This is a genomic window from Bifidobacterium tsurumiense, assembly GCF_000741765.1.
GTDB lineage: Bacteria > Actinomycetota > Actinomycetes > Actinomycetales > Bifidobacteriaceae > Bifidobacterium > Bifidobacterium tsurumiense.
In genome coordinates, this window is record NZ_JGZU01000007.1 from 1 (window position 1) to 24050 (window position 24050).

16 protein-coding genes and 2 pseudogenes are annotated in these 24050 nt (G+C 52.8%); 7 read left to right on the forward strand and 11 right to left on the reverse strand.

All coding sequences use genetic code 11. The annotated features are described in order from the left end of the window. Positions 1–383 precede the first annotated feature (383 nt). The 5 genes from pyk to rpsA all read right to left on the reverse strand — a co-directional run bounded on the left by pyk (position 384) and on the right by rpsA (position 7690). On the reverse strand, positions 384–1826 hold the full coding sequence (gene pyk / locus BITS_RS03545; protein ID WP_026642075.1) for a pyruvate kinase: 1443 nt from the start codon (positions 1824–1826) through the stop codon (positions 384–386). 278 nt (positions 1827–2104) lie between these two features. Then, a complete protein-coding gene (locus tag BITS_RS03550) occupies positions 2105–3088 on the reverse strand; it encodes a TerC family protein (RefSeq protein WP_026642076.1) in 984 nt (327 codons plus the stop codon). Positions 3089–3186: 98 nt separating this feature from the next. Beyond that, positions 3187–5298, reverse strand: a complete 2112-nt coding sequence (uvrB, locus tag BITS_RS03555; RefSeq protein ID WP_044259404.1) for an excinuclease ABC subunit UvrB — start codon at positions 5296–5298, stop codon at positions 3187–3189. A 128-nt stretch (positions 5299–5426) separates the two neighbouring features. Continuing rightward, a complete protein-coding gene (gene coaE / locus BITS_RS03560; RefSeq protein ID WP_034533855.1) occupies positions 5427–6077 on the reverse strand; it encodes a dephospho-CoA kinase in 651 nt (216 codons plus the stop codon). A 134-nt stretch (positions 6078–6211) separates the two neighbouring features. Continuing rightward, entirely contained in the window at positions 6212–7690 is a 1479-nt protein-coding gene (gene rpsA / locus BITS_RS03565; RefSeq protein ID WP_026642079.1) for a 30S ribosomal protein S1, read from the reverse strand. Positions 7691–8079: 389 nt separating this feature from the next. On the opposite strand from rpsA, the gene BITS_RS03570 reads away from it, so the two are divergent. The 3 genes and pseudogenes from BITS_RS03570 to BITS_RS03580 all read left to right on the forward strand — a co-directional run bounded on the left by BITS_RS03570 (position 8080) and on the right by BITS_RS03580 (position 11147). Then, positions 8080–9111 (forward strand): metal ABC transporter solute-binding protein, Zn/Mn family, encoded by a 1032-nt coding sequence (locus BITS_RS03570; protein ID WP_026642080.1) that lies wholly within the window; start codon positions 8080–8082, stop codon positions 9109–9111. Between the two features lie 149 nt (positions 9112–9260). Further along, a complete protein-coding gene (locus tag BITS_RS03575) occupies positions 9261–10301 on the forward strand; it encodes a metal ABC transporter ATP-binding protein (RefSeq protein WP_081693523.1) in 1041 nt (346 codons plus the stop codon). A 10-nt stretch (positions 10302–10311) separates the two neighbouring features. Continuing rightward, positions 10312–11147: pseudogene (locus tag BITS_RS03580) on the forward strand (metal ABC transporter permease). 248 nt (positions 11148–11395) lie between these two features. Here the strand turns inward: BITS_RS03580 and ispF are convergent. Together ispF and BITS_RS03590 are read right to left on the reverse strand one after the other, a co-directional pair. Then, entirely contained in the window at positions 11396–11872 is a 477-nt protein-coding gene (ispF, locus tag BITS_RS03585) for a 2-C-methyl-D-erythritol 2,4-cyclodiphosphate synthase (RefSeq protein WP_026642082.1), read from the reverse strand. Between the two features lie 38 nt (positions 11873–11910). Further along, positions 11911–12510 carry a CarD family transcriptional regulator gene (locus BITS_RS03590; protein WP_026642083.1) on the reverse strand — a complete coding sequence of 200 codons (600 nt, stop codon included), beginning with the start codon at positions 12508–12510 and terminating at the stop codon, positions 11911–11913. Positions 12511–12658: 148 nt separating this feature from the next. Here BITS_RS03590 and glgB point away from each other — a divergent pair, with 148 nt between their 5' ends. From glgB to BITS_RS03605, 3 genes are all read left to right on the forward strand, one after another. Further along, a complete protein-coding gene (gene glgB / locus BITS_RS03595; RefSeq protein WP_026642084.1) occupies positions 12659–14890 on the forward strand; it encodes a 1,4-alpha-glucan branching protein GlgB in 2232 nt (743 codons plus the stop codon). Positions 14891–14903: 13 nt separating this feature from the next. Further along, a complete protein-coding gene (locus tag BITS_RS03600) occupies positions 14904–15641 on the forward strand; it encodes a response regulator transcription factor (RefSeq protein WP_026642085.1) in 738 nt (245 codons plus the stop codon). Positions 15642–15702: 61 nt separating this feature from the next. After that, positions 15703–16731, forward strand: a complete 1029-nt coding sequence (locus BITS_RS03605; protein WP_026642086.1) for a sensor histidine kinase — start codon at positions 15703–15705, stop codon at positions 16729–16731. Between the two features lie 97 nt (positions 16732–16828). Here BITS_RS03605 and BITS_RS03610 read toward each other — a convergent pair whose 3' ends face one another. Beyond that, entirely contained in the window at positions 16829–17527 is a 699-nt protein-coding gene (locus tag BITS_RS03610) for a ComF family protein (RefSeq protein WP_044259410.1), read from the reverse strand. A gap of 259 nt (positions 17528–17786) precedes the next feature. After that, positions 17787–18602 carry an HAD-IIB family hydrolase gene (locus BITS_RS03615; RefSeq protein ID WP_026642088.1) on the reverse strand — a complete coding sequence of 272 codons (816 nt, stop codon included), beginning with the start codon at positions 18600–18602 and terminating at the stop codon, positions 17787–17789. Positions 18603–18677: 75 nt separating this feature from the next. On the opposite strand from BITS_RS03615, the gene BITS_RS03620 reads away from it, so the two are divergent. Beyond that, entirely contained in the window at positions 18678–19106 is a 429-nt protein-coding gene (locus BITS_RS03620; protein WP_026642089.1) for a metallopeptidase family protein, read from the forward strand. 25 nt (positions 19107–19131) lie between these two features. Here the strand turns inward: BITS_RS03620 and BITS_RS03625 are convergent, their stop codons facing one another. Continuing rightward, positions 19132–20670 carry a DUF5719 family protein gene (locus BITS_RS03625; RefSeq protein WP_026642090.1) on the reverse strand — a complete coding sequence of 513 codons (1539 nt, stop codon included), beginning with the start codon at positions 20668–20670 and terminating at the stop codon, positions 19132–19134. After that, positions 20667–23787: pseudogene (locus BITS_RS03630) on the reverse strand (glycosyltransferase family 2 protein). Before BITS_RS03630 ends, BITS_RS03625 begins: the two are co-directional and overlap by 4 nt. Positions 23788–24050: the final 263 nt, after the last annotated feature.

Sequence of the window (24050 nt, forward strand, 5' to 3'; positions counted from 1 at the left end):
GGCATCGGGCAAAGTGGGGTTCTCATACCATTCAGACAACCACATTCAAACGGCTCCCAGGCCTTGCCCCGCAACGCGCCACGTCCCGTTCCGGACACACATTCTGGCCGACCTCGAAAGTCCCCACCGCCACATTCAAACACCTCTCAGACCTTGCAGCACAAGGCATGAGAGGCGATTTCAGACACACATTCTGGCCAATAACCCTAAGTTACGGGATATTGGGCCTATAACCCTACAGCCCCCACAACCCGGTTATTTGGCTGATATCATGCCACAACGCCATCAGGGTATGAGATACAGAGAGGTCTCTTGCACGGAACCCAATCCATGCAAGAGACCTCTTATGCTACGTACGCGCTATCAGCGTAGGCTTGTGACGATTAGTCGCAGGCTCCAACAGTGTGGACATAGATGGAATCAGTGCGACCAGGCTGGTGATCGCCCTGAGCGGAGCTCAAGATAACGATCTTGTCGCCATTGGCGACCTTGCCCTGCTCACGCAACACCTTATCGGTGAAAATCATCAGATCCTTGCGGCTCTTGTCATGGTAATCCTCTTCAAGCAGGAAGGATTCAGTGCCCCAGCTCAGAGCCAACCAATGATAGGTGTGCTCATTGGCAGTCAAACCATAAATCGGAGCGATAGGACGTTCGCGGGAAACGCGGTGCACGGTGCTACCGGTCTGGGTATAGGCAACGATTGCCTTGGCATTGAGCTTGTCTGCCAAATCAACAGCAGCCGAAGACACGGCGCCGGTGCTGGACATATCCAGTTCCTTGAGCGAAGGGATACGGTCGTATCCGTGCTCGGTGGCGAAACCGGAAATACGGCTCATCGTATTCACCGTTTCGGTTGGATACTTGCCCACAGCGGTTTCATTGGAGGTCATCGTGGCGTCTGCACCATCAAGAACCGCATTGGCGCAGTCAGATGCCTCTGCACGGGAAGGAACCGGGGAGTTGACCATGGAGCCGAGAACCTCGGTTGCCACGATTACCGGCCTTGCGTACTGACGAGCCAGCTCGATGCAGCGCTTGGTGACCAGAGGAACCTCTTCGAATGGCATTTCCACAGCCATATCGCCACGGGCGACCATGATGCCGTCAAATGCCTTGACGATCTCTTCCAAGTTCTCTACAGCCTGCGGCTTTTCGATCTTGGCGACGATCGGGATGCGACGACCCTCTTCATCCATGATTTCGTGTGCACGATCGATATCGGTGGCAAAACGAACGAAGGACATTGCGATGATATCGGCACCGGTCTGGATGCCCCAACGCAAATCGGCCTCATCCTTTTCGGTCAATGCCGGAAGGGATACTGCAACGCCAGGAAGGTTGATGCCCTTGTGGCTGGACACGGGGCCTGCCACGACAACCTTGGTGTGCACGTTGTTGCCCTCGACCTTGGTGACCTCGAGACGCACCTTACCGTCATCGATCAAAATGGGATCGCCAGGGTGGCAATCGCCAGGAAGACCCTTGAAGGTGGTGGAGGTGATGTGCTCATCACCCTCGATGTCGTCAGTGGTGATAATGAATTCCTGACCGGCGGTCAGCTGGACCTTGTCCTCTCCATCAGCGTTCTTCTTGAACCAACCGCAACGGATCTTCGGTCCTTGCAGATCAACCAGCACTGCGACATTGCGACCGGTTGCCTTCGAAGCCTCACGTACGTTGTTGTACACCTTGAGGTGATCTTCCGGGGTGCCGTGAGAGCGGTTCAGACGAGCCACGTCCATACCTGCCTCGACCAGCTTGAGGAGGTTGTCATAAGATTCGGTAGCGGGACCGATGGTATCGACGATTTTGGCTTTGCGCATACATGCCTGCCTATCTTGGATTGTTGTTGATTGAGCCGCGAACGACCCACTTCCAAGAACAAGTCTACCTGCTTCACTTCTCCAAGTCATCCTATGCACTCGGCGTGTTGTGAGCGCTAACAATGACGGTTTTCCACGTTTTATAAATGAATCGTGCCACACACGCCTGATTGGATGCCCCTGAACTTCACCTATGTGCCAACGGCCATTAACCTTTATTCATACCTGTTTCGCAAAATGCACTGTCTTCTATGCTTTGCGCATGGATTCCCTATGCGTTACCGTTCCACTTCCTGATGCTTCATTGCCACCAAGCTTGCTATCGCCGAACCGCCTATGGCCAGCACAATGACAACAAGGGAGAGCCAAGTCGGAATGGCAGGAATCGCCTCAATCGGCCTGCCCTGGTTCAGGAACGGGAGAGTATTGCCATGCAAAGCTTCGATAATGAGCTTGATGCCAATGAATCCCAACACTATGGACAGTCCGACAGGCAGATAGACCAGCTTGTCCAAAAGCGCTCCTAGCAGGAAATACAACTGCTGCAATCCAAGTAATGCGAACACATTGGAGGTGAATACGATGAATGGATCCTTGGTCAGACCGAAAATGGCCGGAATCGAGTCAAAGGCAAACATCACATCGGTGGTACCAATGGTGAGAAATACGATGAGCATGGGCGTCCAGTACCACACACCCTCGTGTTTGGTGCGCAGGTGCTTCCCGTCGTACTCATTCCTGATGCGTACCATCGATCGCAGTATTCTGATCAATCCGTTTTCGTGATATCCCTCGTCTTCGTCCTCTCCCCCGCTGACCAATTTGATGGCAGTGACGATGAGGAAGGCTCCGAAGAGGAAGAACACCCAAGTAAACCGCGAAACTATCGCGGCGCCAAGCAATATGAATAATCCACGCAAAACCAAGGCAACCGCAATACCAACGCTGAGCACATATTTTTGCAAATTCTTCGGTACTGCGAAATTCGACATGATAATGACGAATACGAATAAATTATCGATGCTTAATGAATATTCGGTAAGCCAACCCGAATAGAACTCGATTGCCGGCTTTGGACCGGCAAACAGCCACATCAACCCTCCGAAAATCAATGCCATCACCACAAAAAAGGCAATATGCCTCATGCACTCCGCATTGGATGGCACGTGGGGCTTGCGGCCGATCACAAACAGATCAACAACAAAGAACAGGGCAAGCACCACAAAAGTGGCAACCATAAAGGCAACGGGGGTTTCAGACATGACTTCCAGCATACGAAGTGGCGGTGACCAGTCGAATCGTATCCATCATGGTTTCCAACCGGCTACCACCACTGCCATCCATTGAATGGATTATCGCGCTATTTGCTTGCCTCCGTCATTTGTCGCAATTCCTTTTTCAGATCACGAATTTCATCACGCAACCGTGCCGCAAGCTCGAATTGCAATTGCTCTGCCGCAACGTGCATCTGCTCGCTGAGCTGTCTGATAAGGCTGGCCAAATCCTGGGCTGGAAGTCCTGCACGCAGCAGAGCCTCATGTCCCTCATGAACGGCGCCCTTGTCAAGTTCTGGCACACCCATATGCGTATTCCCAGCCTTGCCCGCGTTGCGATATCCGCCCTCGAGCAGGGTCTGAGTATCCACATCCTCCTTGGCGAGCATATCGTTCACATCACTGATCTTCTTGATAAGCGGCTTGGGATCGATGCCGTGTTCTTTGTTGTATGCGATCTGCTTATCGCGACGTCTGTTGGTTTCGTCGATGGCCTTATGCATTGCATCCGTGATCTCATCAGCATACATGAGCACCGTGCCGGAAACATTTCGCGCGGCTCGACCTATTGTCTGAATGAGCGAACGATACGAACGCAAGAAGCCTTCCTTATCCGCATCAAGGATGGCCACCAAAGACACCTCTGGCAAATCCAAGCCTTCTCGCAAAAGGTTGATGCCGACGATCACGTCTATTACGCCTTCTCGAAGCTCACGAAGCAATTCAACTCGTCGCAAGGTGTCCACATCAGAATGCAGATATTCGACCTTGATTCCACGCTCAAGAAGATAATCTGTGAGATCTTCGGCCATTTTCTTGGTCAGGGTCGTCACCAAGGTACGTTCATTGCGAGCGACACGTGCTTTGATCTCAGCCAGCAGATCATCGACCTGCCCTTCAACCGGACGCACCTCTATGCTTGGATCCACAAGACCTGTCGGTCGAATTATCTGCTCGACCACACCATCAGACAGCCCCATCTCATAATCGCCGGGAGTCGCAGAAAGATACACCGTTTGTCCGACACGATCCAAGAATTCCGGCCATTTCAAAGGTCGGTTGTCCATTGCAGAAGGAAGCCTGAAACCGTGCTCCACCAATGTGCGTTTGCGGCTGGCATCGCCTTCGTACATCGCACCGATTTGCGGAACGGTGACATGGGACTCATCGATGACAAGCAGGAAATCGTCAGGGAAGAAATCAAGCAAGGTATGTGGTGGGGTTCCCTGCTCTCTGCCATCAAAATGACGCGAATAATTCTCCACGCCGGAACATGTTCCGACCTGTTCGAGCATTTCCAGATCGTATGTGGTTCGCATGGAAAGACGCTGCGCTTCCAATTCCTTACCTTGTTTACGCAGCGCAGCCACTCGCTCGTCCATTTCCTCTCGGATGGATGTGAGGGCTTTGGCCATTCGTTCCGGTCCTGCGACATAATGCGAAGCCGGGAAAATATGCACCGATTCCTCATGGGCTATGACATCGCCTGTCAAAGGATGCAATGTTGAGATGCGATCTATCTCATCACCGAAGAATTCGATTCGAATAGCCAATTCTTCATACACTGGAATGATTTCCACAGTGTCGCCACGAACTCGGAACGTTCCGCGGGTGAACGCGATGTCATTGCGCTTGTATTGCATGTCAACGAAGGTGCGTAACAGTCGGTCGCGATCTATTTCCTGCCCCTCTTTCAGGAATAACATACGCCCCGCGTATTCCTCTGGAGTGCCCAAACCATAGATGCATGACACCGTTGCAACCACAACGCAATCACGACGAGTGAGCAGATTCGCCGTTGCCGCATGCCTCAAACGTTCCACGTCATCATTGATATTGGAGTCTTTTTCGATATAGGTATCGGTTTGAGGGATATACGCTTCCGGCTGGTAGTAGTCGTAGTACGACACAAAATAGCTCACGGCATTATCCGGCATCAATTCACGGAACTCGGCACACAATTGCGCCGCCAACGTCTTATTAGGGTCAATGATAAGGGTCGGGCGTTGCAGCTTCTCGATAAGCCATGCCGTAGTTGCGGTCTTTCCTGTGCCGGTTGCACCCATGAGCACGACATCATTTTCGCCATTCTCAATGCGTTGAGCCAGTTCATTGATAGCTTGCGGCTGATCTCCTGAAGGCTTGTACGGAGACTTGACGACAAATGGTTTATCAACTCTTTCGATATTAAATCCCATTACACTCCCTGTCCTGTTTCCACCTAGATTCCCGCATTGCACCAATGGCGAACCGCCTTCAACCTACCGGCTTGCCGTTGACACTTGCCTTAAGATTGGGTAGCATTCGCCGACAACCAATACGAAGCCTACGCAACCGGATTCTGTTTCCATGATGCGTACAGCTTATCAATCGATTCGTACATTTGTTCTAATGGCATAGTTGAATCAATAACCGTGTCCGCCATGGCCCGACGCACTGATTCGCTTGGCTGATGTTGTATGCGTGCCAACGCCTGTTCCTCATCCATATCGCGCTCCTGCACCATTCTTTGGATGCGCACTTCGATCGGAGCCTCAACTGTTACTATGTGATGAAAATCGAAGGGCAGTTCGTCAATCACCTCTGCAAGCAGCGGAATATCGTGCACAATAACCTGAACTGCATCGCTATTTGTCCTCAGGTTTTGCCCCTTGGTATTCAACCCGATTACCTCTTGTTCTGCGTTCTGCGCAAGGCGGTACACCTCAGGGTGAATAATCGCGCTCAATCTCTTTCGTGCGCTGTCGCCAGAGGCAAATATCTGCTGAGCGATCCAAGAACGATTCATATGCCCATCGATAATTGCCTGATCGCCGAATTCCTGGACGATGCTGTGCAAACCAGCACTACCAGGGATCACTGCCTGACGCGCCAATACATCATAGTCAATAACACAAGCACCGTTTTCCTTGAAACGGGCGGCGACTGTGCTTTTTCCGGCTGCAATTCCGCCGGTTAAACCAATTCTGATGAGCATATCCTCATCCCATCGAAAGCCATAAGCCTTGCCCTGCGAATGCATTTCGCAGGTAGAGTCACGATAACTAAACAAATATCCCGGCCGCCGAAGCGACCGGGATATCAGGAAACTAGACGGCTATGCCGAATGCCTCACTGCTTTTCGCTGAGCAACTGCTCGCGCAGGGCGGCAAGCTGATCGGAATCGGCGAGGGTTCCCTCGTTGTTGGTCTCGGAGGAATAGTTCGAAGTTTCTTCGACCTTTTCTTCCTTCGGAGCCTGGCCATCCTGAGCTGCGGAAGCTGCTGCATTCTCGAGCTCCTTGGCCACGAATTCCTTGTGCTGCTCCCACAAATCGTGAGCTGCCGCATACTGGGCTTCCCACTCTTCGCGCTGCTGCTCGTAACCCGCGATCCACTCGTTGGTGTTCGGATCGAAGCCTTCTGGGTACTTGTAGTTGCCGTCCTCGTCGTACTCGGCTGGCATACCGTAGAGAGCTGGATCGAAATCTTCGGAGGCTGGATCCACGGAATCGTTGGCCTGCTTGAGGGAGAGGGAGATGCGACGACGATCGAGATCGACGTCGATAACCTTCACGAATACCTCTTCACCTGGCTTGACCACGGTCTCGGGGTTCTCCACGTGGCGGTTAGCCAACTCGGAGATATGCACCAGACCTTCGATGCCGTCTTCGACGGAGATGAATACACCGAACTGAACGATCTTGGTGACCTTGCCCTTGACGATCTGTCCAGGAACATGGGTGCGAGCGAAACGCTGCCATGGATCTTCCTGAGTTGCCTTCAGGGACAGGGAGATGCGCTCACGGTCCAGATCAACATCCAGAACCTCAACGGTGACCTTGTCGCCGACCTTGACAACCTCGGACGGGTGATCGATGTGCTTCCAAGACAACTCGGAGACGTGGATCAGACCGTCTACGCCGCCCAAATCGACGAATGCGCCAAAGTTGACGATGGAGGACACCACGCCCTCGCGAATCTGGCCCTTCTTGAGCTGAGACAGGAAGGTCTCGCGCACTTCGGACTGGGTCTCTTCCAGATACTGACGGCGGGAGAGCACCACGTTGTTGCGGTTCTTGTCCAGCTCCAGGATCTTGGCCTTGATCTTCTGGCCGATGTATGGGGAAAGATCGCGAACGCGACGCATTTCGACCAAGGAAGCGGGCAGGAAGCCGCGCAAACCGATGTCGACGATCAGGCCGCCCTTGACAGCCTCGATAACGGTGCCTTCGACAACGCCGTCGGCATCCTTGATCTTCTCGATATCGCCCCAAGCACGCTCGTACTGAGCACGCTTCTTGGAAAGAATAAGACGGCCTTCCTTGTCTTCCTTGGTGACGACAAGGGCCTCAATGGTGTCGCCAACCTCGACGACCTCGTCAGGATCAACGTCCTTCTTGATGGAAAGCTCGCGGGAGGGGATGACGCCCTCAGTCTTGTAGCCGATGTCGAGCAGTACTTCGTCATGATCGACCTTGACTACTGTGCCCTCAACCAAATCGCCATCATCAAAGTTCTTGATGGTTGAATCGACTGCCTTGATGAAGTCTTCTTCGGTGCCGATATCGTTGATCGCGACCTTGGTGACCTCGTTATTGTTCTCTGCCATTAATAAGTGGTTTCTGTAATGAATGGATGGATATTACTCGATATTCAGTTATGGTTCAATTATTACTTTGCCTTCACAGGCACGCAGGCACTAAGAATACCTGTACGCATGGTCAAAACACTGTGAACTACCCCGGTATTCCACTACGGCGTGTCGCCTCGGGTTCCAGCGTAGCGCCATCCGGACAACCATATGGCAAATCATTGCGTTAATCATGCGTCACATTGCGATGCCCACCCTATATTGTCATCTCCTCTCAGGCAAGCATTACACTAGAACGCAAGGTTAGGAGTGCACTGTCGTTGCGGATGGTTAACCCGCACAATCGGCAAATGCACGGGAACAAACGAAATTTGTTTTCGCAGATACAGGGCAAAGAAGGCAGGTCGATGAAACAAGGATTACGCCGTGCGACACAGATTATCGCTGCGACAATAGCGGGCGGATTATTGATTACAACAACTGGGTGTTCTCAGTCTTCATCCTCTTCGTCTCCTTCCGCCAACGCTGATTCCACAAGCTCCTCCCCCATTTCCGTGGTCGCTTCGGTGAACCAGTGGGGTTCACTAGCAGAACAAATCGGCGGCGATGACGTCAAGGTGACCTCGATACTCAGCACAACAACAGTCGATGCCCATGACTTTGAACCTACAGCAGCAGATATCGCAACGCTGCAGGACTCAGCGGTCGCTGTTCTTAACGGAGCCGGATATGACACGTGGGCAAGCAAAAATCTCGGCAAAGACGTCATTACCGTTTCTGCTGCAGACATGGTCGGCGCCACCGATGGCGATAACCCGCATCTGTGGTTTTCGAAGGATGCACGAGATGCAGTAGCCAAGGAGCTCAGCGAGGCATTTGCCAAGGCTCTACCAGACAAAAAAGACGATTTCGCCACTCGCCTGTCTGCATGGCAAAAGAAGGAAGACACCCTGGAATCTTCGATGTCAGAGTTCACCCAGAAACATCCGGACGCAACATATGCCGCAACTGAGGCAGTGGCGTACTATCTCATGGCAGATCTGGGATTCCAAGACGTAACGCCTAAAGGATATGCGCAATCTGCTGCTTCCGAAAGCGAACCTGCAGCCACTGATGTGCAAGAATTCCAGGAACTGCTCGAAGCCAAGAAAGCCAATCTCCTCATCAATAACACTCAGGAAGCCAGCGACGCCACCAATATGATCACCGGAACCGCTGGACGCAGCGATATTCCAGTGATTTCAATAAGCGAGCAGATGCCAGAGGGAACATCCGATTTGACCGAGTGGATCACAAATTTGGTCAAAGAAATAAGCGATGCCTTGACCTCCGCCTCTAGCGATCAGAGCAGTTCACCTTCAAGCGGGACCGATGATTCGTCCACCTCAACAAGCACCGAAACCCCATCCAATGAGGGGCAAACCGACCCCGGCAAGTAATCGGCTCAGTTAACTGTGTGAATGTGTTCAGGCTCATCGCAATCATTCTCAACATAAGTTCTTATTGAGAATGATTGTCAAAGAGTATTGTCATAATCACTCTCGTGAATAGCCGCATTCAACGGCAATTCTTCGAGACGGGATTGGCAATGACAGCGCATGCACTCAATGAAAATGGGAATACCAGCGAAGACGCGGCAATCATATTGCGCGACGCCGCAGTGCAACGAGGCGACAGAGTCATTTGGCAAAACGGCAGTTTCTCCATACCCTATGGCTCCGTAACCGCAATCGTCGGCACAAATGGCGCGGGCAAAACCACAATGATGCAGGCCGAGTTGGGTCTGATTCCTCTATCCCATGGCACGATGAGCATACTGGGAAAGCCCGCTGGCGCAGATAATCTGCATATCGGCTATGTGCCCCAAAGTTACACTTCCGATATCGATTCCAATCTCACAGCTGAGCAATCCGTATTACTGGGTTTGACCGGAACCAAATTCGGCATTCATCTCATCACCCGACAGCAACGCAACAAAGTCCGCGAAGCCATGGCCTTCGTGGGCATAGAAGACAAGGCCCGTTACAGGCTCTCAGAACTTTCCGGCGGTTTGCGCCAACGAGTCGCCATAGCCCAAGCATTGGTAAGCGACCCCAAGCTGCTTATGCTTGACGAGCCACTGGCCAATTTGGATCTGGCATCACAGCGGGCAACCATCCAAGTACTGACCAAACTCAATCGTGAACTCGGCATGACCATACAGGTTGTGGCACACGATCTCAATATGCTGCTCCCGATACTCACCGGCGCAGTGTATTTGCTGGACGGACACCCGCATTATGCAGCCATGGATGATGTGCTCGATGCAAAGCTTCTCACGCATTTGTATGGAACTACCGTGCAGGTGGTCACTACGCCACAGGGCGATATGTTCGTCACACCAGGACTTGATGAGCGAGACAAGGCCAATCTGGATACCCATAAACCAAGCGAATTGGCGAAGATGCATCATCATTGTTCATCCGAAATGCAGGATGCGCGCAATTCACAGCTCAGTCATCCATCTGGCGCAGCAGAAACAAGTGACTTTGCAGCGGATCATGAATCCGACTCGAAGGATTCAACCGATAACAGCATCGAGCAAGAAACCGATACGCACAATTCGCATAGCACACAGTTCAATCGATAAGGATCGCAGCATGAGTTCAGTCAGTTTTTCCTTTGATCCGCAGTGGCTTCATGTACTCAGTGCATCTTTTATGACCAATGCCTTTGTTGCAGGATTGTGCATAGCCGTCGCAGCCGGAGTAATGGGATATTTCACGATCGCAAGGCAGTCGACATTCGCCGCCCACGCTCTCGCACATATAGGGTTGCCCGGTGCCACAGGCGCCGTATTGCTTGGTCTGCCTGTGTCTCTTGGCCTTGGCACATTCGCGTTGGGAGGTGCACTGATAATCGGAGCCTTGGGCAAACGTGCATCCCAGCGTGAAATCGCAACAGGAACCGTGTTGGCATTCGCAACAGGCCTTGGCCTTTTCTTTGCGCGTCTGTCCAGTTCTGCATCACAGCAGATGCAATCCATTCTTTTCGGATCGATTCTCACCATTACGACAGATCAGTTAATCGGTTTTGCCATATTTGATGTTGTGTTGTTGCTCTTGCTATCCATGATTTACAGGCCGTTGTTATTCAGTTCCCTGGACGAACAGGTGGCACAGGCCAAAGGCGTCCCCATCGGATGGATGAATATCGCCTTCATGGCCATGATGTCAGGCGTCATCACCATCGCGGTTCCTGCGGTGGGAACGCTGTTGATTTTCGCATTGGTCATCACGCCGGCCGCAACGGCCAATATCGTGACCACTACCCCCTTCAAAGCCATGTTGACGGCGAGCTGCTCTGTTTGGTGGCCATTTGGGGCGGCTTGGTGCTCTCAGCCATGTTTCCCGCCCCTCCAAGCTTTATCATCGTGACCCTGTCGACGCTATTTTGGGCAATGGCTCATGGGTGGAAGGCGATTCGCACCCGTTGAACTAAGCGTCTAGGAATGCATCTGAAGCGCAACACATAGGGCTTGGAATTATTGCAAGGCGCATATAATCAGCCATCGGATTCGTGATTGCAGGTGGATAGGACTTATGTTGCAATATGCCCTCTCCTATGCTGCGCGCATATGCATATCCCGACGCCTCAAATGTCAATGCATATGGTGTTGGGTCCAGTTGTATCCATAGATGAGAGGGTTGAGTCGCAAGCGATGCATGCTAAGCGACCAAGGCATTACCTGTGTGCAACCACCAATGCTGTCGCGGTGCAAGCCAATCCCTCACCTGCTCCTGTAAATCCCATGCCATCAGTTGTGGTGGCACTCACCGAAACAGGACAACCAGCGGCTGCCGAGAGGACTTCTTGTGCTTGAGCGCGTCGAGACGCCAGTTTGGGTCGATTGCCAACGATAACCAGTGAAGCGTTGACAGGTTCCACATTGTTGTCTCGCAATAATTGCGCAACCTCGCCCAGCATCTGTACTCCATGCATACCAGCCCCGCGGGCATGGGATCCAACGCCAAAAACGGTCCCGATATCACCCAAACCAGCGGCGGATAGCAAAGCATCGATCAGGGCGTGCACCGCAACATCACCATCGGAATCCCCCTCGATTCCAATGCCATCCCAACGCAATCCAGCCAGCCACAATTCTCGGCCGCTGTCAGCAGGCGCAAAACGGTGCGCATCAACACCGATGCCCGTGCGCATCATCTGATGGTCACGGGCATTCGGTTCCTGAGTTGAACTCATTTCTTCTTTTTGCTTTTCTTGGACTCGGCCTCAAGCCTTGCCAAAGTATCGGCAGCAGGCTCCTCAGGAGCCTCGGTGTGATGATCCTCATCACCCGGCATCGGATCCGCATAACCGAGATTCACATCGAGCAAACGCTGGGCCTGTTCCTCGTCAAGCTTTTCAGACAAGGCGATCTCCGATGTCAAAATGCTGCGAGCTCGAGTCAGCATACGCTTTTCGCCTGCTGACAAGCCATGTTCATCAACATCACGCTGAGCCAGGTCACGCACCACTTCGGCAATCTTATTGACATCGCCAGTAGCAATCTTTTCGACGTTGAGCTTGTATCTGCGAGACCAGTTCATTTCCTTTTCGATGATCGGAGTACGCAGGATTTCAAATACCTTGGCTACCTCGTTGCCGTCGACAATATCGCGAACGCCAACCTTCTTGGCGTTATCAACTGGCACATTGATAACCAGTCCATCCGATGACAATACCGAAAGCTGCAGGTATTCGCGCGTTACACCTTTTACCGTTCGTTCGGTGATGGCTTCCACCTTTGCCGCGCCATGACGCGGATAGACGACCATATCGCCGACCTTGTACCCCATGAATCCTCCGTGAGAGCAGACTGAAACTCGGTTAATTATGCCATCTCACCAAGACTTCATCGTTGCAACAGCTGAATTTCACATGAATATACGAAACACACCGTGTCAAAGGTTCGCGTTCAGGCATTCTCGTGTCTATGCTTTGAGCATGAGCACTAACAAGAACATCAATGAGGATACCGTTATGCTGCCGGTTGACCAGGGCATACTTAATTCCGTATCCAATGCAGAGTATTACAATCCGCACGAGGTGCTCGGGGCGCACCTCGGAACCGACAGTGGTGAAGGTTTCGTAACCGTGCGAGTCCTCAGACCTTTTGCCAAGACGGTGACCATAATCACCTTGGACGGCAAATATGAGGCAAAGCATGAATACAATGGCGTATTCACCGCGGTTTTCGCCGCACAAAAGAATGGCGACGAATGGGCCGTCCCTGATTATCGAGTACAAACGACATATGCGGACGGCACAGTACTAAATGAAGATGACCCATATCGTTATCTCCCCCAAATAGGCGATATGGATACCTACCTATTCGCAGAGGGCCGTCACGAACGCCTGTGGGATGCGCTGGGCGCTCATCTCCATCATTTCGACGATCCGTTAGGAGATATTGAAGGCACAGCCTTCACGGTGTGGGCTCCTAATGCGCATGCGGTCCGCGTTGTCGGCAATTTCAATGGCTGGGACGGCCGTCGCCATGCCATGCGAGAGCTTGGGTCTTCCGGCGTATGGGAATTGTTCATTCCAGGTGTGGGTGTCGGCGAGGTCTACAAGTACGAAATCCTGAATGCCAACGGTGTTTGGGAGATGAAAGCCGATCCTATGGAGCGCTCCCATGAGGTACCTCCTGCAACCGGTTCTGTGGTGAGCGATTCCACATTTAAATGGAGCGACGAAAAGTGGATGCAACAACGCGCGGCCACGGATCCGCATTCCGGTCCTGTGAGCATTTACGAAGTGCATGCAGGCAGTTGGAAGAAGAGCATTCGCGATTATCGCGAGCTTGCTGAGGAACTCGTGGCGTATGTATCCAAAGAAGGGTTCACCCACGTTGAGTTCATGCCTCTTGCAGAGCACCCCTTCTCCGGCTCTTGGGGCTATCAGGTCACTGGATATTACGCGGTCGATTCGCGACTTGGTTCCCCTGATGACTTCAAGTATCTGGTAGATCGATTCCATCAGGCCGGAATCGGCGTGATCATGGATTGGGTCCCCGCCCACTTCCCCAAGGACAGCTTCGCCTTGGGTCGCTTTGACGGCACTCCTTTGTATGAAGACCCGGATCCCACCCGTGGCGACCACCCTGATTGGGGAACGTACATCTTCAACTTCGGACGTCGCGAAGTTCGCAACTTCCTCGTAGCGAATGCCAACTTCTGGCTGAGCGAATACCATATTGATGCATTGCGAGTCGACGCGGTGTCTTCTATGTTGTATCTGGATTACAGCCGCGAGCCAGGTCAATGGCATCCCAATATCTATGGTGGCCGTGAGAATCTTGAAGCCATCGATTTCCTCAAAGAAGCCAATGCCACTGCCTATAAGAACAATCCTGGCATCATGATGATCGCTGAGGAATCCACGGCATATCAAGGCATCACCGCGCCCACCGACGCCGGAGGCCTTGGTTTCGGTCTCAAATGGAATATGGGCTGGATGCATGACACCCTTGAATATCTGCACGAGGAACCCATCAATCGCAAATGGCATCATAATGAGATCACATTCTCCATGGTCTACGCATATTCCGAGCATTATGTGCTGCCGATAAGCCATGATGAAGTCGTGCATGGCAAGGGTTCATTATTCGGCAAGTTCCCCGGCAACGACTGGCAGCGCTATGCCGGCGTTCGTGCGCTGTTTGCCTATCAGTGGGCTCATCCAGGCAAGAATCTGACCTTCATGGGCAATGAAATCGCACAATATGGCGAATGGAATCATGACTCCTCTGTGGATTGGAATGCGCTGAATTGGCAGGAACATCGTCAGATTCAGAAGCTGGTAGCGGATTTGAATGCCTTGTATAAGGCTTCACCTGCATTGTGGAGCCAGGATTTCGATCCTGCTGGTTTCCAGTGGTTGACCAGCGATGATGCGGACCACAATACGCTGAGTTTCATGCGTATCGGCTCTCAGGGCGAAACCATGGTTGTCGTAGTAAACTTCTCAGGTGAAGCTTGGCAGGATTACCAGGTACCGCTGCCCAAGGGCGGTCGTTGGAACGAGGTGCTCACCACCGACGACGAACAATACGGCGGTTCCGGTATCCATAATGGAAGCTTCGAAGCTCAGGAGGAAGAATACCATTCCCGCCCATATTCGGCGAGACTCACCATTCCGGCACTGGGAGCGGTATTCTTGAAGCCTGAAGACTGAAAGGCAAACCAATATGCTTAATACTGTTCACCGCCAACCGGTGCCACGCACCATCCTGGTTGTTGAAGACGAGCCTGATCTGGCTACGGCTATTGCACAACGCATCACAGCAAAAGGATGGACGGCACGCGTGGCATCGGATGGTGCCAGCGCAGTGCGCGCTGCAAGCCAGCTCAAGCCTGACTTGATCATCATGGATATCATGCTGCCGATTATGGATGGCATCGAAGCGACGAAACGCATTGTGGCAGAACGCCCGATTCCTGTATTGATGCTCACAGCACGAGATGCGGAAGCGGATAAGGTGCTCGGACTGGGAGCCGGGGCCGATGATTACATGACCAAGCCCTTCTCCCCGCGCGAACTCATCGCTCGTTGCGAAGCCTTGTTCCGTCGTATTGAGCGTGCCGCAACCATTGCCAAGAACATGGAGAATGAAAAGGTTTTGGACTTCGGTGAGCTGGTCATCGATCCGCGCCAGCGCATAGTCACCATGAACGGCGAGCAGATTCATCTCACACCGACAGAATTTGATTTGTTGGCTACCCTGGCTCGTAAGCCCAAGTCGGTATTCAAGCGAGAAAAGCTGCTCGAAGAGGTATGGGATTGGCCTGACGCTTCCGGAACCCGTACTGTGGATTCACATGTCAAGGCCTTGCGCCACAAGCTCGGTTCTGAAATGATTCGCACGGCTCACGGTGTGGGATATGCCTTTGAACCACCGGAGCCGGATCACAGTTCCGAGAACTAAGGCTGAGCAAGAGGTTAATGTGCCTAATTTCGCTCGTAATTCCCGTCGCCCGGAATCCTTTGTGGACTCCGGGCGACCTATTGGTCTGCTCTCCTCACTCAAGGTCGAACTCAGTGCACTCATCGCCATCGCCACGGCTATATCCTTTGTCATGGCTTGGTTCCTGCTCAAAGTCGGGTGGAGTGGCTGGGTGGCTATGCCGCTCACCTTGGCCGTCTCTTTGGGTATCACCTACCTGTTCTCTCGTGGTCTGACCTCACCGTTACGCCAAATGCGAGATGCCGCCGAAGCGATGGCTGATGGGGATTATACGGTCCGAGTGGAAACAGGAACCGATAGCAATGATGAGGTCGGACAGCTTGCACGCTCCTTTAACGATATGGCTGAGGAACTGCAGCATGCAGATCAAATGCGTTCCGATATGATCGCCAATGTCAGCCATGAATTGCGTACCCCTGTTTCGGCACTGCAGGCCATGCTGGAGAATCTTGCCGATGGGGTGATCGAACCCACTCCAGCCAATCTTGACGGCATTTTGAAACAGACCTATCGTCTTTCCGATCTGATTGCCTTCTTGCTTGATCTTTCCCGTATGGAAGCAGGAGCCGCAAGCCTCGAAATTGAATCCTTCAATTTCGCCCAGTTCATCGATGAAACCGTGGAACCATTGGAAATAGCCGATGCCGGACATGCCCATTCCATCGAGGTGCATGTGCCCGAATCCATAACCATGGAAGGCGACCAGGATCGTTTGCGCCAGCTGTTCACCAATATCATCGCCAATGCCTTAAAGCATTCCGCGGATGAAACCACGGTATTAATCGAAGCACATATCGACGAGGACCACGGCATGATCGTGACCAATGTGGTGAACTTCGGCTCGCAGATCCCCAAAGAGGCACGCTCGGATATATTCCGTAGATTCGTCAAAGGTAAGACAGGTCCCGGCACTGAATCCGGTGGCACTGGTCTTGGATTGTCCATAGCCCGATGGGCCGCGCATCTGCATGGCGGCACGGTGCGAGTGGTCGATGACCCAAGAGGTGCTGATTTCGAGATCGTTCTGCCGAAATACCACATCGCATTGTGACTCGACCATGGTGAAAACAGACCTCATACGGTCACTTTCACCGGATACGTGTGTTATGGTATTCGCTCCTAACCAATGATATTCGCATGGATACACCTCACCCTGTGTCCATGCGAATATCATTGGTTGCTGCCAACGCGACGGCCGCATCTACTTGCAATCCCGCAGTCTGCAGCGCATTGATACATTGGGACATTGTTGCCCCAGTGGTGATGATGTCATCGATCAGAATAACCGTGTCTGCATCCCCGCAACCGTTCAGATCCACTCTGATGTGATTGCGGAGTCTGCCCGATCTTCTCCCTGCACTGCCTGCTACGGATTTTTCCACTTTGCCGGTCATGGATAGCGCAGTACGCACATGCGCTTCCACTCCCCTGCCACGCAGCTCTCGAGCCACATATTGCGTCAAATTCTTGGTATGCCACCTTCCACGAGCACGCATTGAACGATGAGAAGAAGGTGCCGGAATCAAAACAACTGGACCAGCTCTGATATCTGCACATTGCATTATGAGATCTGTCAGAATTCCGGCAAAAACGCGGTCACACTCGAGATCCCCATGATCTTTCCACTGCAAAATCGCTGTTCGTATGCTGCCCTCATATCCGGCACATGCATAGGCATGGTCCAAAGAACAGCCATACAGGCTTCTCATCCGAAAACGATGCATCAATGACCAACATGCATCACACAGCACAGCATCAACTTCGCCACACCCAGCGCATCCACGCGGCACGATAACATCGCGTACCAATGCCATGAACGATTTCAACACATACACTGCTCGATTCATGCCATCACAATAGCGTTGTCGGCATTGATTGAGAATGCTCTGCCACACATGTGGTCGGAGGTTTTTGGGTGGCCTAGTAATTCGGTAAGAGTGAGACTCCAGACAGGCATCGCAACGGCATACTGAGAGAGATGTGGGAATCCTCGCCAATAGCACAGGCACCTCATACGCCACAACACCGGACCGAGTTACCGCTTCTTGAAGCAGCTGATGCAACCCGTCCTCACCGATAAGCGTTCGACAAGGTTATTATGACCGATTATCGAATGGCACTGCACCAAGATATGAGCTCGTCACACAATGTCAAAGTATCCTCGGGCCCCTGCACCCTCAACGCCATAGCACCCGCCAAAGCAGCGGGATAATCATTGCCGCCTGGATCCATCCGGTCGCCCACAAAAGCGATACTGGCAACACTCGTATGAGTCTGTTCTGCCAATGCTCGAACAGCATATGCCTTGTCGACTCCGCTCAATGAAATATCCACACTGGTAAAACCGCCTGAGCGAACGGTTAAATCGGGAATATCCGGAGCCACGGATGCCACTAATTTCGCTTTTTTGACATTGCCGGGGTCCCATACTTCCTTGGCATGGGATGGCGCCTGCTGTCCCAATGCCGAAAAGGTAATCTGACTTCCTCTGTCCTCAATGCGATCGCCCCAAGGATGTTCTTCCCAAATTCCCTGTTCGCGGGCATGGCGCTCAAGGGATTCAGTGGCTCTCTGACGTTGCTCATCCGTGAGATTATGCGCATATATGCAGCTCCAATCCCCATCAATCCAACGGTAATACCGTGCACCACTCGTTGGCATCACATGCAAGGCTTCGTATCGCACATCCTTGTTCGCAAGCATTGCAAGTACCTGGCTCTCTACCAGTGCCATTTTTCCGCCAGTCACAACAGCAATATTCACAAGATGCGTGAGCTTTGCGATACGTTCGGCCATTGCCTCGCTCATCGGCCGTTTCGACCGTGCCAAGGTATTGTCAAGGTCAAAAGCGAGTATGCTCATATGCTTGCATATCGCTTGCAAATCGGCGTCATTCCAGTCCGGAACCGCGACTTCATCCATTGCATGACCTCCTGTTGAGATAAGCCAATGACTGTATCCTAGCCTATTGCCTACGTCTTGACCTATGGTGGAGGCATGTTGCAACCTCCTTGGCAAGCTCATGTGTATCGAAACCGCCACGGTCGCGGAGTCAGAACACCCATGTTCGGCGTGCGTTTGCCTCGGTATCGCACCAGTAGCGGAATGTTTGACGATATGGTAGCTGCGCAGATCCGCAGATTGAACGGAGCTTGGCCGAATCTGATCAAGCCTGTCCAATTCGCTGTTGAGGATGTGCCACCATCCCAACCCGCTCCATGGGAGGCCAATCCAAGCATGGCATCGCAATGCTTCACTGCAGGTCGCGGAATTCCTGCACGCATCGTGCTGTACCGGATGCCCTTGCAAACCCACGCCCATTCAAAGATGGAGCTTCAGTGGGCCATACGGGACGAGCTAGTCGGAAGACTGGCGGAATTGTATGGTCGCAGGCCTGAGGAAATAGACCCTGAATGGGGATTGTAAACAACCACCATTCAAAGTATCGAGCTTACTGAACCACATGTTGATCTGATTGCGCCCAGATCGTCTCATTCTGGGGTTCCAAGGCGATTGGTGTGATAACAGCAAGTCCAGCCAATTTGGCATCGGATACCGATTGCTGCTGCACACGAGCACTCCACGCCAGCGCGCTGTTATCTTTCATCAACAAGAGTTCCGCATTCTCATCGATATCCTCGGGCTTCATACTCAGCGATGAGGAAGCGTCGACCGTGATCTCTTTGCTCCCCAGTGCCTTACCTGAGGCATCGAATGCCTGAATTGTGGCACTCTCCTGTTGATCGGCAGTATTCGCAATCAACACAGTGGCCTGAACATTATCAGGGATCGTAATCGCGGAGGATTGAGCCGGACTTTGCATTCCCGTCAAGGCAAAATCCTGCTGATCCCCGTCGCCTGATCTCGTGAGTTGCGCGCTCACACTGATAGTGCCGCCATCTGTTTCCACCATGACGCCGTAGGTGTCTTGCGGGGCTTTGCCGGCATCAACCACGCTGACTCGTTGAGCGGCAAGATCCTGCTTCTTGGCTTCTGATCTGCCTTCTTTGCCTAACCAATACACTGTGACTGTGGTGTCCTGCTCGCTAAACAATTCGATACTCACCTCATCGTCAGCAGAAACTCCGCTCAATACCGCCGATCGTTGAGCTTCAGGCAATGGCTCCGCATAATCTGAACCCTTGGAAGTCAAACCATCGATCTTGACCGTGCGGACCACAGCAGCTATTGGCGTCTCCTTGCTGCTCACCTTGACATACAAACCGTCTTGGCTTGGGGCTGCCGCCGAAAGATCGAGCACTGATTCTGCCTGTGCGGCTACATTGAGACTGCTAGCGGTTGAAAGACTTAACGCACCGCTCGAGCTAGTTCCCCAGACTTCAATTTGCAAGGAAGTGGCCTTCGAAGAGGGATTGGCGACAACCAATTGGTGGGTCGTTCCCGTTGCACTGCTCGGCAGCACAAAGCGCTGTTCGAGACTCGGAGCAGCGCATGAAGCCGCCGAAACTCCTCGCAGATCGCCTTCTGTGGCCCATGAGACAACCGATGCCGCCATGCCGGAGCCTGATTGCGCCTGCAACAATCGAGTATCGACAAAGCGCGCACCGTCGTTGACATCTCCGGAAGCCACCTTGGCATTATTGGCATCGAGATTGCTGTCACTGTCGAGGTTGATACTGTCTTCATCATTGCCGATACGAGACACCGTGGCTCGATACACTGACCCAAAAGCCGCATATCGGGCAGATGATGTCACATTTCCGGAAGAAGCTTGGAACTCACTGTCTCCATATGATCCAGAATCTGCCAGATCCATACGCGCGGGACAATATGATGTCAATTGCGTCTGACTGACGGTCTGTGCCATCCGCGCATTCTCACGCGGGACACTGTCGTGTGCAATCCATGACGGAGGAATAATCGCCATGGCGACCAGAACACCAACGATGCAAACACCGCTCAACACTGCCATAGTCACCCGCAATGCAGTATGTTTCTTAGGTGCCGAGGGCAGGGCTTGATTACTCATGCTTCCTCCTGTCGATAACGCTGTGCCGATGGCCGAGGAACCGCAACAAGACAATACATCGCCACCACTATTCCCATAATGATCAACCAGGCCGTTCTCCAAGTCGTAGAAGAAGCATATTGCACACCTGAATTGTCGATGACTTGGGCATTTGGGTCATTGATGGTCAAACGGTAATATGTTCCGGAATCCGATGAAACCACTGCCTGCACGCCATCCGATGCATTGATATTGGAAATCAGACGCTGCGTCGCATCCTCATCGATATGCTCATCGCCTGATGCGACCACATAGATTCCGCCATACCCAAGGGCACTGATATTCGCAACGGCCTCCGCATCGGCGTTTGCCAACAAACGCGCACTTGAGGCGGCCAGACTTTCTTGCTGAGGGGATTGAATTCCGGATGCGAACTGCGCCCGTTGCGCAGGAGAGGAATCTATCAGATCTCCCCTGCTTGTGCGCATGCTTGTCCATTGCACAATAGTGCTTCCCTCCGCCCGCAAGGCAAGAATCCTATGTCTGTTGTCCTTGTGCAGATAATCCATGGCAACCATAGGCAGCCCTTCATCACTGACATGAAGGCTGGATGGCTGCCTTATCAAACCGAAACCGCCATACGCACAAGTTGCAGCTACCATAACAGCGGCCAGCACAGTACGAAGCACATGCCCAGCAACTGAATCGCCCACGGCTATTGCCCACACTCGTGATTGGCGCGAGGAATCATGCAATGGCTTGTACTGCTTCACCGCCTCCCCTGCGATCATACAGACACATGAGAGTATGCCGACCATGCTCAACGCGAATCCGGGAATCACCGAGCCAGCAACCACGCCCTCTTCATCCACCGCAATAGCGACACGGGCTGATATCAATGCAACGGCGACGCCGCACAGCATAACCACCCACATCATGCGCGATTCACGCACCATCGAGGATTTGACAAGTGCGATCAGGGATGCCAACACACATATAACGAATATTGCGGCAATCGACCATTCCCATGGGCCCAAAGCTGACCAATCGGCGACGCTGTGGACCGAATGAATGCCAAAAGCCCGCATGAGCATGGTGCCAAGGCCAAGGCTCGCCGGTGCCGCATTTCCTGAAGTATCCGACACCATGGCATCGGCGAAGAGCTGACGCCAAGAGCCCATAGCTGCATATCGGATGGCGTTCAAAATGGTTGGCGCAAGCACGAATGCCGCAGGCAACGGTATGAGCAGCAACATGGCATGATGCCTTCTGACAACAATCACGAATACCACAAACGACACGATAAGTGGCAGCAGCAATTGAGGCTCCGACGTGACCACAGCCACAAAACACAGAGCCGCCGCAGCAGCAGATTGCACCGATGCGCGGGGAATAACAGGATCTTCGGTAACATACATCCCCACTGCACGGAAGACAAATGCGAAAGCGGCTGGCAGAAACACCATAACCGTCAGCATCGCCACATTTGCCTGGGCATACAGCCCCAAGGCAATGCCAAGCGAAGCCCAAAACAGACCAGCCGTCACGCGCACCGCGTCCGAACGGGTAAATACGCCCGCCAAGGCCCAGAAAGATAATGCACTCAGCGGCGCCGCCAAGAAGAATAATGCAATGAGCGCGGCGTTGATATGGCCAATGGTGAAGAGTGTAGCAACCATCCATACCAAAAGCCACGGGCAATGGTGGAGCCGGCATGCCAGTAGCCGAGCCATATGCCCATGGCGTGGTAGCAGCTTCTGCCAATTGTTGGAAGCTGGCCCCGGTCGGAAGCAGGGTGTTCGAATACAACGAACCACCGGACAATGCAGATCGGAACACTTCCCAATTCGTTGCAATAACGAAGCCACCTGCCACTATCGCCATGGCAAGCGCAGCCGTCCACCTTCGTAACATGCGCACACGCAGATGAGCCTTCGCCAAAGGACTGAGCAATACCATATTCCTCTGGTTCTCCAAGGCATTCCTTCGGTCACGCCATTGCGCCAACTGATGCCTGTCCACGACCAATACGGAAAGACGCGACAATGAAACCTTGGACTGCCTACGCACCCTGCGTCGTGCACGGATCGCATGAGTCCAACCCGTCCACATGAGCCATGGCAGACAAATCTCACACCACGCCTCATAGGGTTGCTTATTGAATAGGCGCCAAACCGCCTTCGCCACGGATACGAAGACGCTCAACAGCCAAATCACCGGCCACAGAACCAGCCTGCGATCGGTGTAACAATACCGCTGCTGCGCCGCCATACGAGACAATGCCGAATTCTCAGTGCGGCCATCTTCAATGGCATGACCTTCGCGATTACGCAGTCCCTCAAAACGGGCACGCCTATGGGCGATCCGAGCCTTGGGAACCACGACCACTCGCCCGCCGCTCAAGCATATGCGGCGACAAAAATCAACGCCTTCCCGGAAAGTGCCAAACCATGAGTCAATGCCTTCAAGAGAGCGCAACGTCGCCACAGGCAATAACGCGCCAGCCAAGGAAACACTGAACACATCTCGACGAGCATCGTATTGCTCCTGATCCGGTTCGCCTTCCACCACCAAGCTCTCAATACGATGTTTTGCAGCATATGCACCAACGTTATGCAAGGCTTGCGCATCCCAATCCAATTGCTTCGCTCCCAAAAGCGAAGCAGTGGGCGCACTGCGCCAGGCCTCAAGCAAGGTCTCCAGACAATGCTCATCTGCTGGTCTTGAATCATCATGCAACATCCAGACGCAACGCATAGAAGTCGGCACCTTCGCGACCTTCAATGCCTGTGACATGGCATCCGTAAATGAACGGGGAGCCTTGACTCCCACCAGTTGCACCGTAACCCTCTTGGATTGCGGCATACGCAACGCAAGCCCTGATGGCGAAGGTATGACTTCAAAAGAGGATTGCACGGGCTGACCTATGCTATCTGTGCAATCGGCAACGATAATCAATCCCGGAAGCACGCTCTGCGACAACACCGCCTGAAGCGTAGCCTCTATGAAGCGCATATCGTGTTCTAGAGTGACCGCAGCCACAACACCCTCATCCACATCCTGACGATGCGAATAGGGCCGATTGGCCAACAGGCTCGCTACCATCTGCTGAATATCGGTGCTGTCCGTGGAACTCATACGCTCCAGTGTACGCATGGGGGGTAACGCTCGTGCCAAATGGAGACAACGCAATACTGCTACACTCATCCGCACGAAGCGTTATCGGTCTACACTTGACCGAACTACTGGTTCGGCAATCCGCGCGAATGTGTTCCGTATTGCATAATTGGCATCGCATAAATTGCATTCCCAAGAAATTTTCAGGGATTGCATACAACACCTTCACAACGCCACCGCATGATACTGGCTTCAGAAGCTGCGACTATCGCAAATTCTGACAA

Coding starts and splice junctions, on each gene's coding strand:
- pyk (WP_026642075.1), bottom strand. CDS start 1,826: ATGCGCAAAGCCAAAATCGTCGATACCATCGGTCCCGCTACCGAATCT.
- BITS_RS03550 (WP_026642076.1), bottom strand. CDS start 3,088: ATGTCTGAAACCCCCGTTGCCTTTATGGTTGCCACTTTTGTGGTGCTT.
- uvrB (WP_044259404.1), bottom strand. CDS start 5,298: ATGGGATTTAATATCGAAAGAGTTGATAAACCATTTGTCGTCAAGTCT.
- coaE (WP_034533855.1), bottom strand. CDS start 6,077: ATGCTCATCAGAATTGGTTTAACCGGCGGAATTGCAGCCGGAAAAAGC.
- rpsA (WP_026642079.1), bottom strand. CDS start 7,690: ATGGCAGAGAACAATAACGAGGTCACCAAGGTCGCGATCAACGATATC.
- BITS_RS03570 (WP_026642080.1), top strand. CDS start 8,080: ATGAAACAAGGATTACGCCGTGCGACACAGATTATCGCTGCGACAATA.
- BITS_RS03575 (WP_081693523.1), top strand. CDS start 9,261: ATGACAGCGCATGCACTCAATGAAAATGGGAATACCAGCGAAGACGCG.
- ispF (WP_026642082.1), bottom strand. CDS start 11,872: ATGCGCACGGGCATCGGTGTTGATGCGCACCGTTTTGCGCCTGCTGAC.
- BITS_RS03590 (WP_026642083.1), bottom strand. CDS start 12,510: ATGGGGTACAAGGTCGGCGATATGGTCGTCTATCCGCGTCATGGCGCG.
- glgB (WP_026642084.1), top strand. CDS start 12,659: ATGAGCACTAACAAGAACATCAATGAGGATACCGTTATGCTGCCGGTT.
- BITS_RS03600 (WP_026642085.1), top strand. CDS start 14,904: ATGCTTAATACTGTTCACCGCCAACCGGTGCCACGCACCATCCTGGTT.
- BITS_RS03610 (WP_044259410.1), bottom strand. CDS start 17,527: ATGAATCGAGCAGTGTATGTGTTGAAATCGTTCATGGCATTGGTACGC.
- BITS_RS03615 (WP_026642088.1), bottom strand. CDS start 18,602: ATGGATGAAGTCGCGGTTCCGGACTGGAATGACGCCGATTTGCAAGCG.
- BITS_RS03620 (WP_026642089.1), top strand. CDS start 18,678: ATGTTGCAACCTCCTTGGCAAGCTCATGTGTATCGAAACCGCCACGGT.
- BITS_RS03625 (WP_026642090.1), bottom strand. CDS start 20,670: ATGAGTAATCAAGCCCTGCCCTCGGCACCTAAGAAACATACTGCATTG.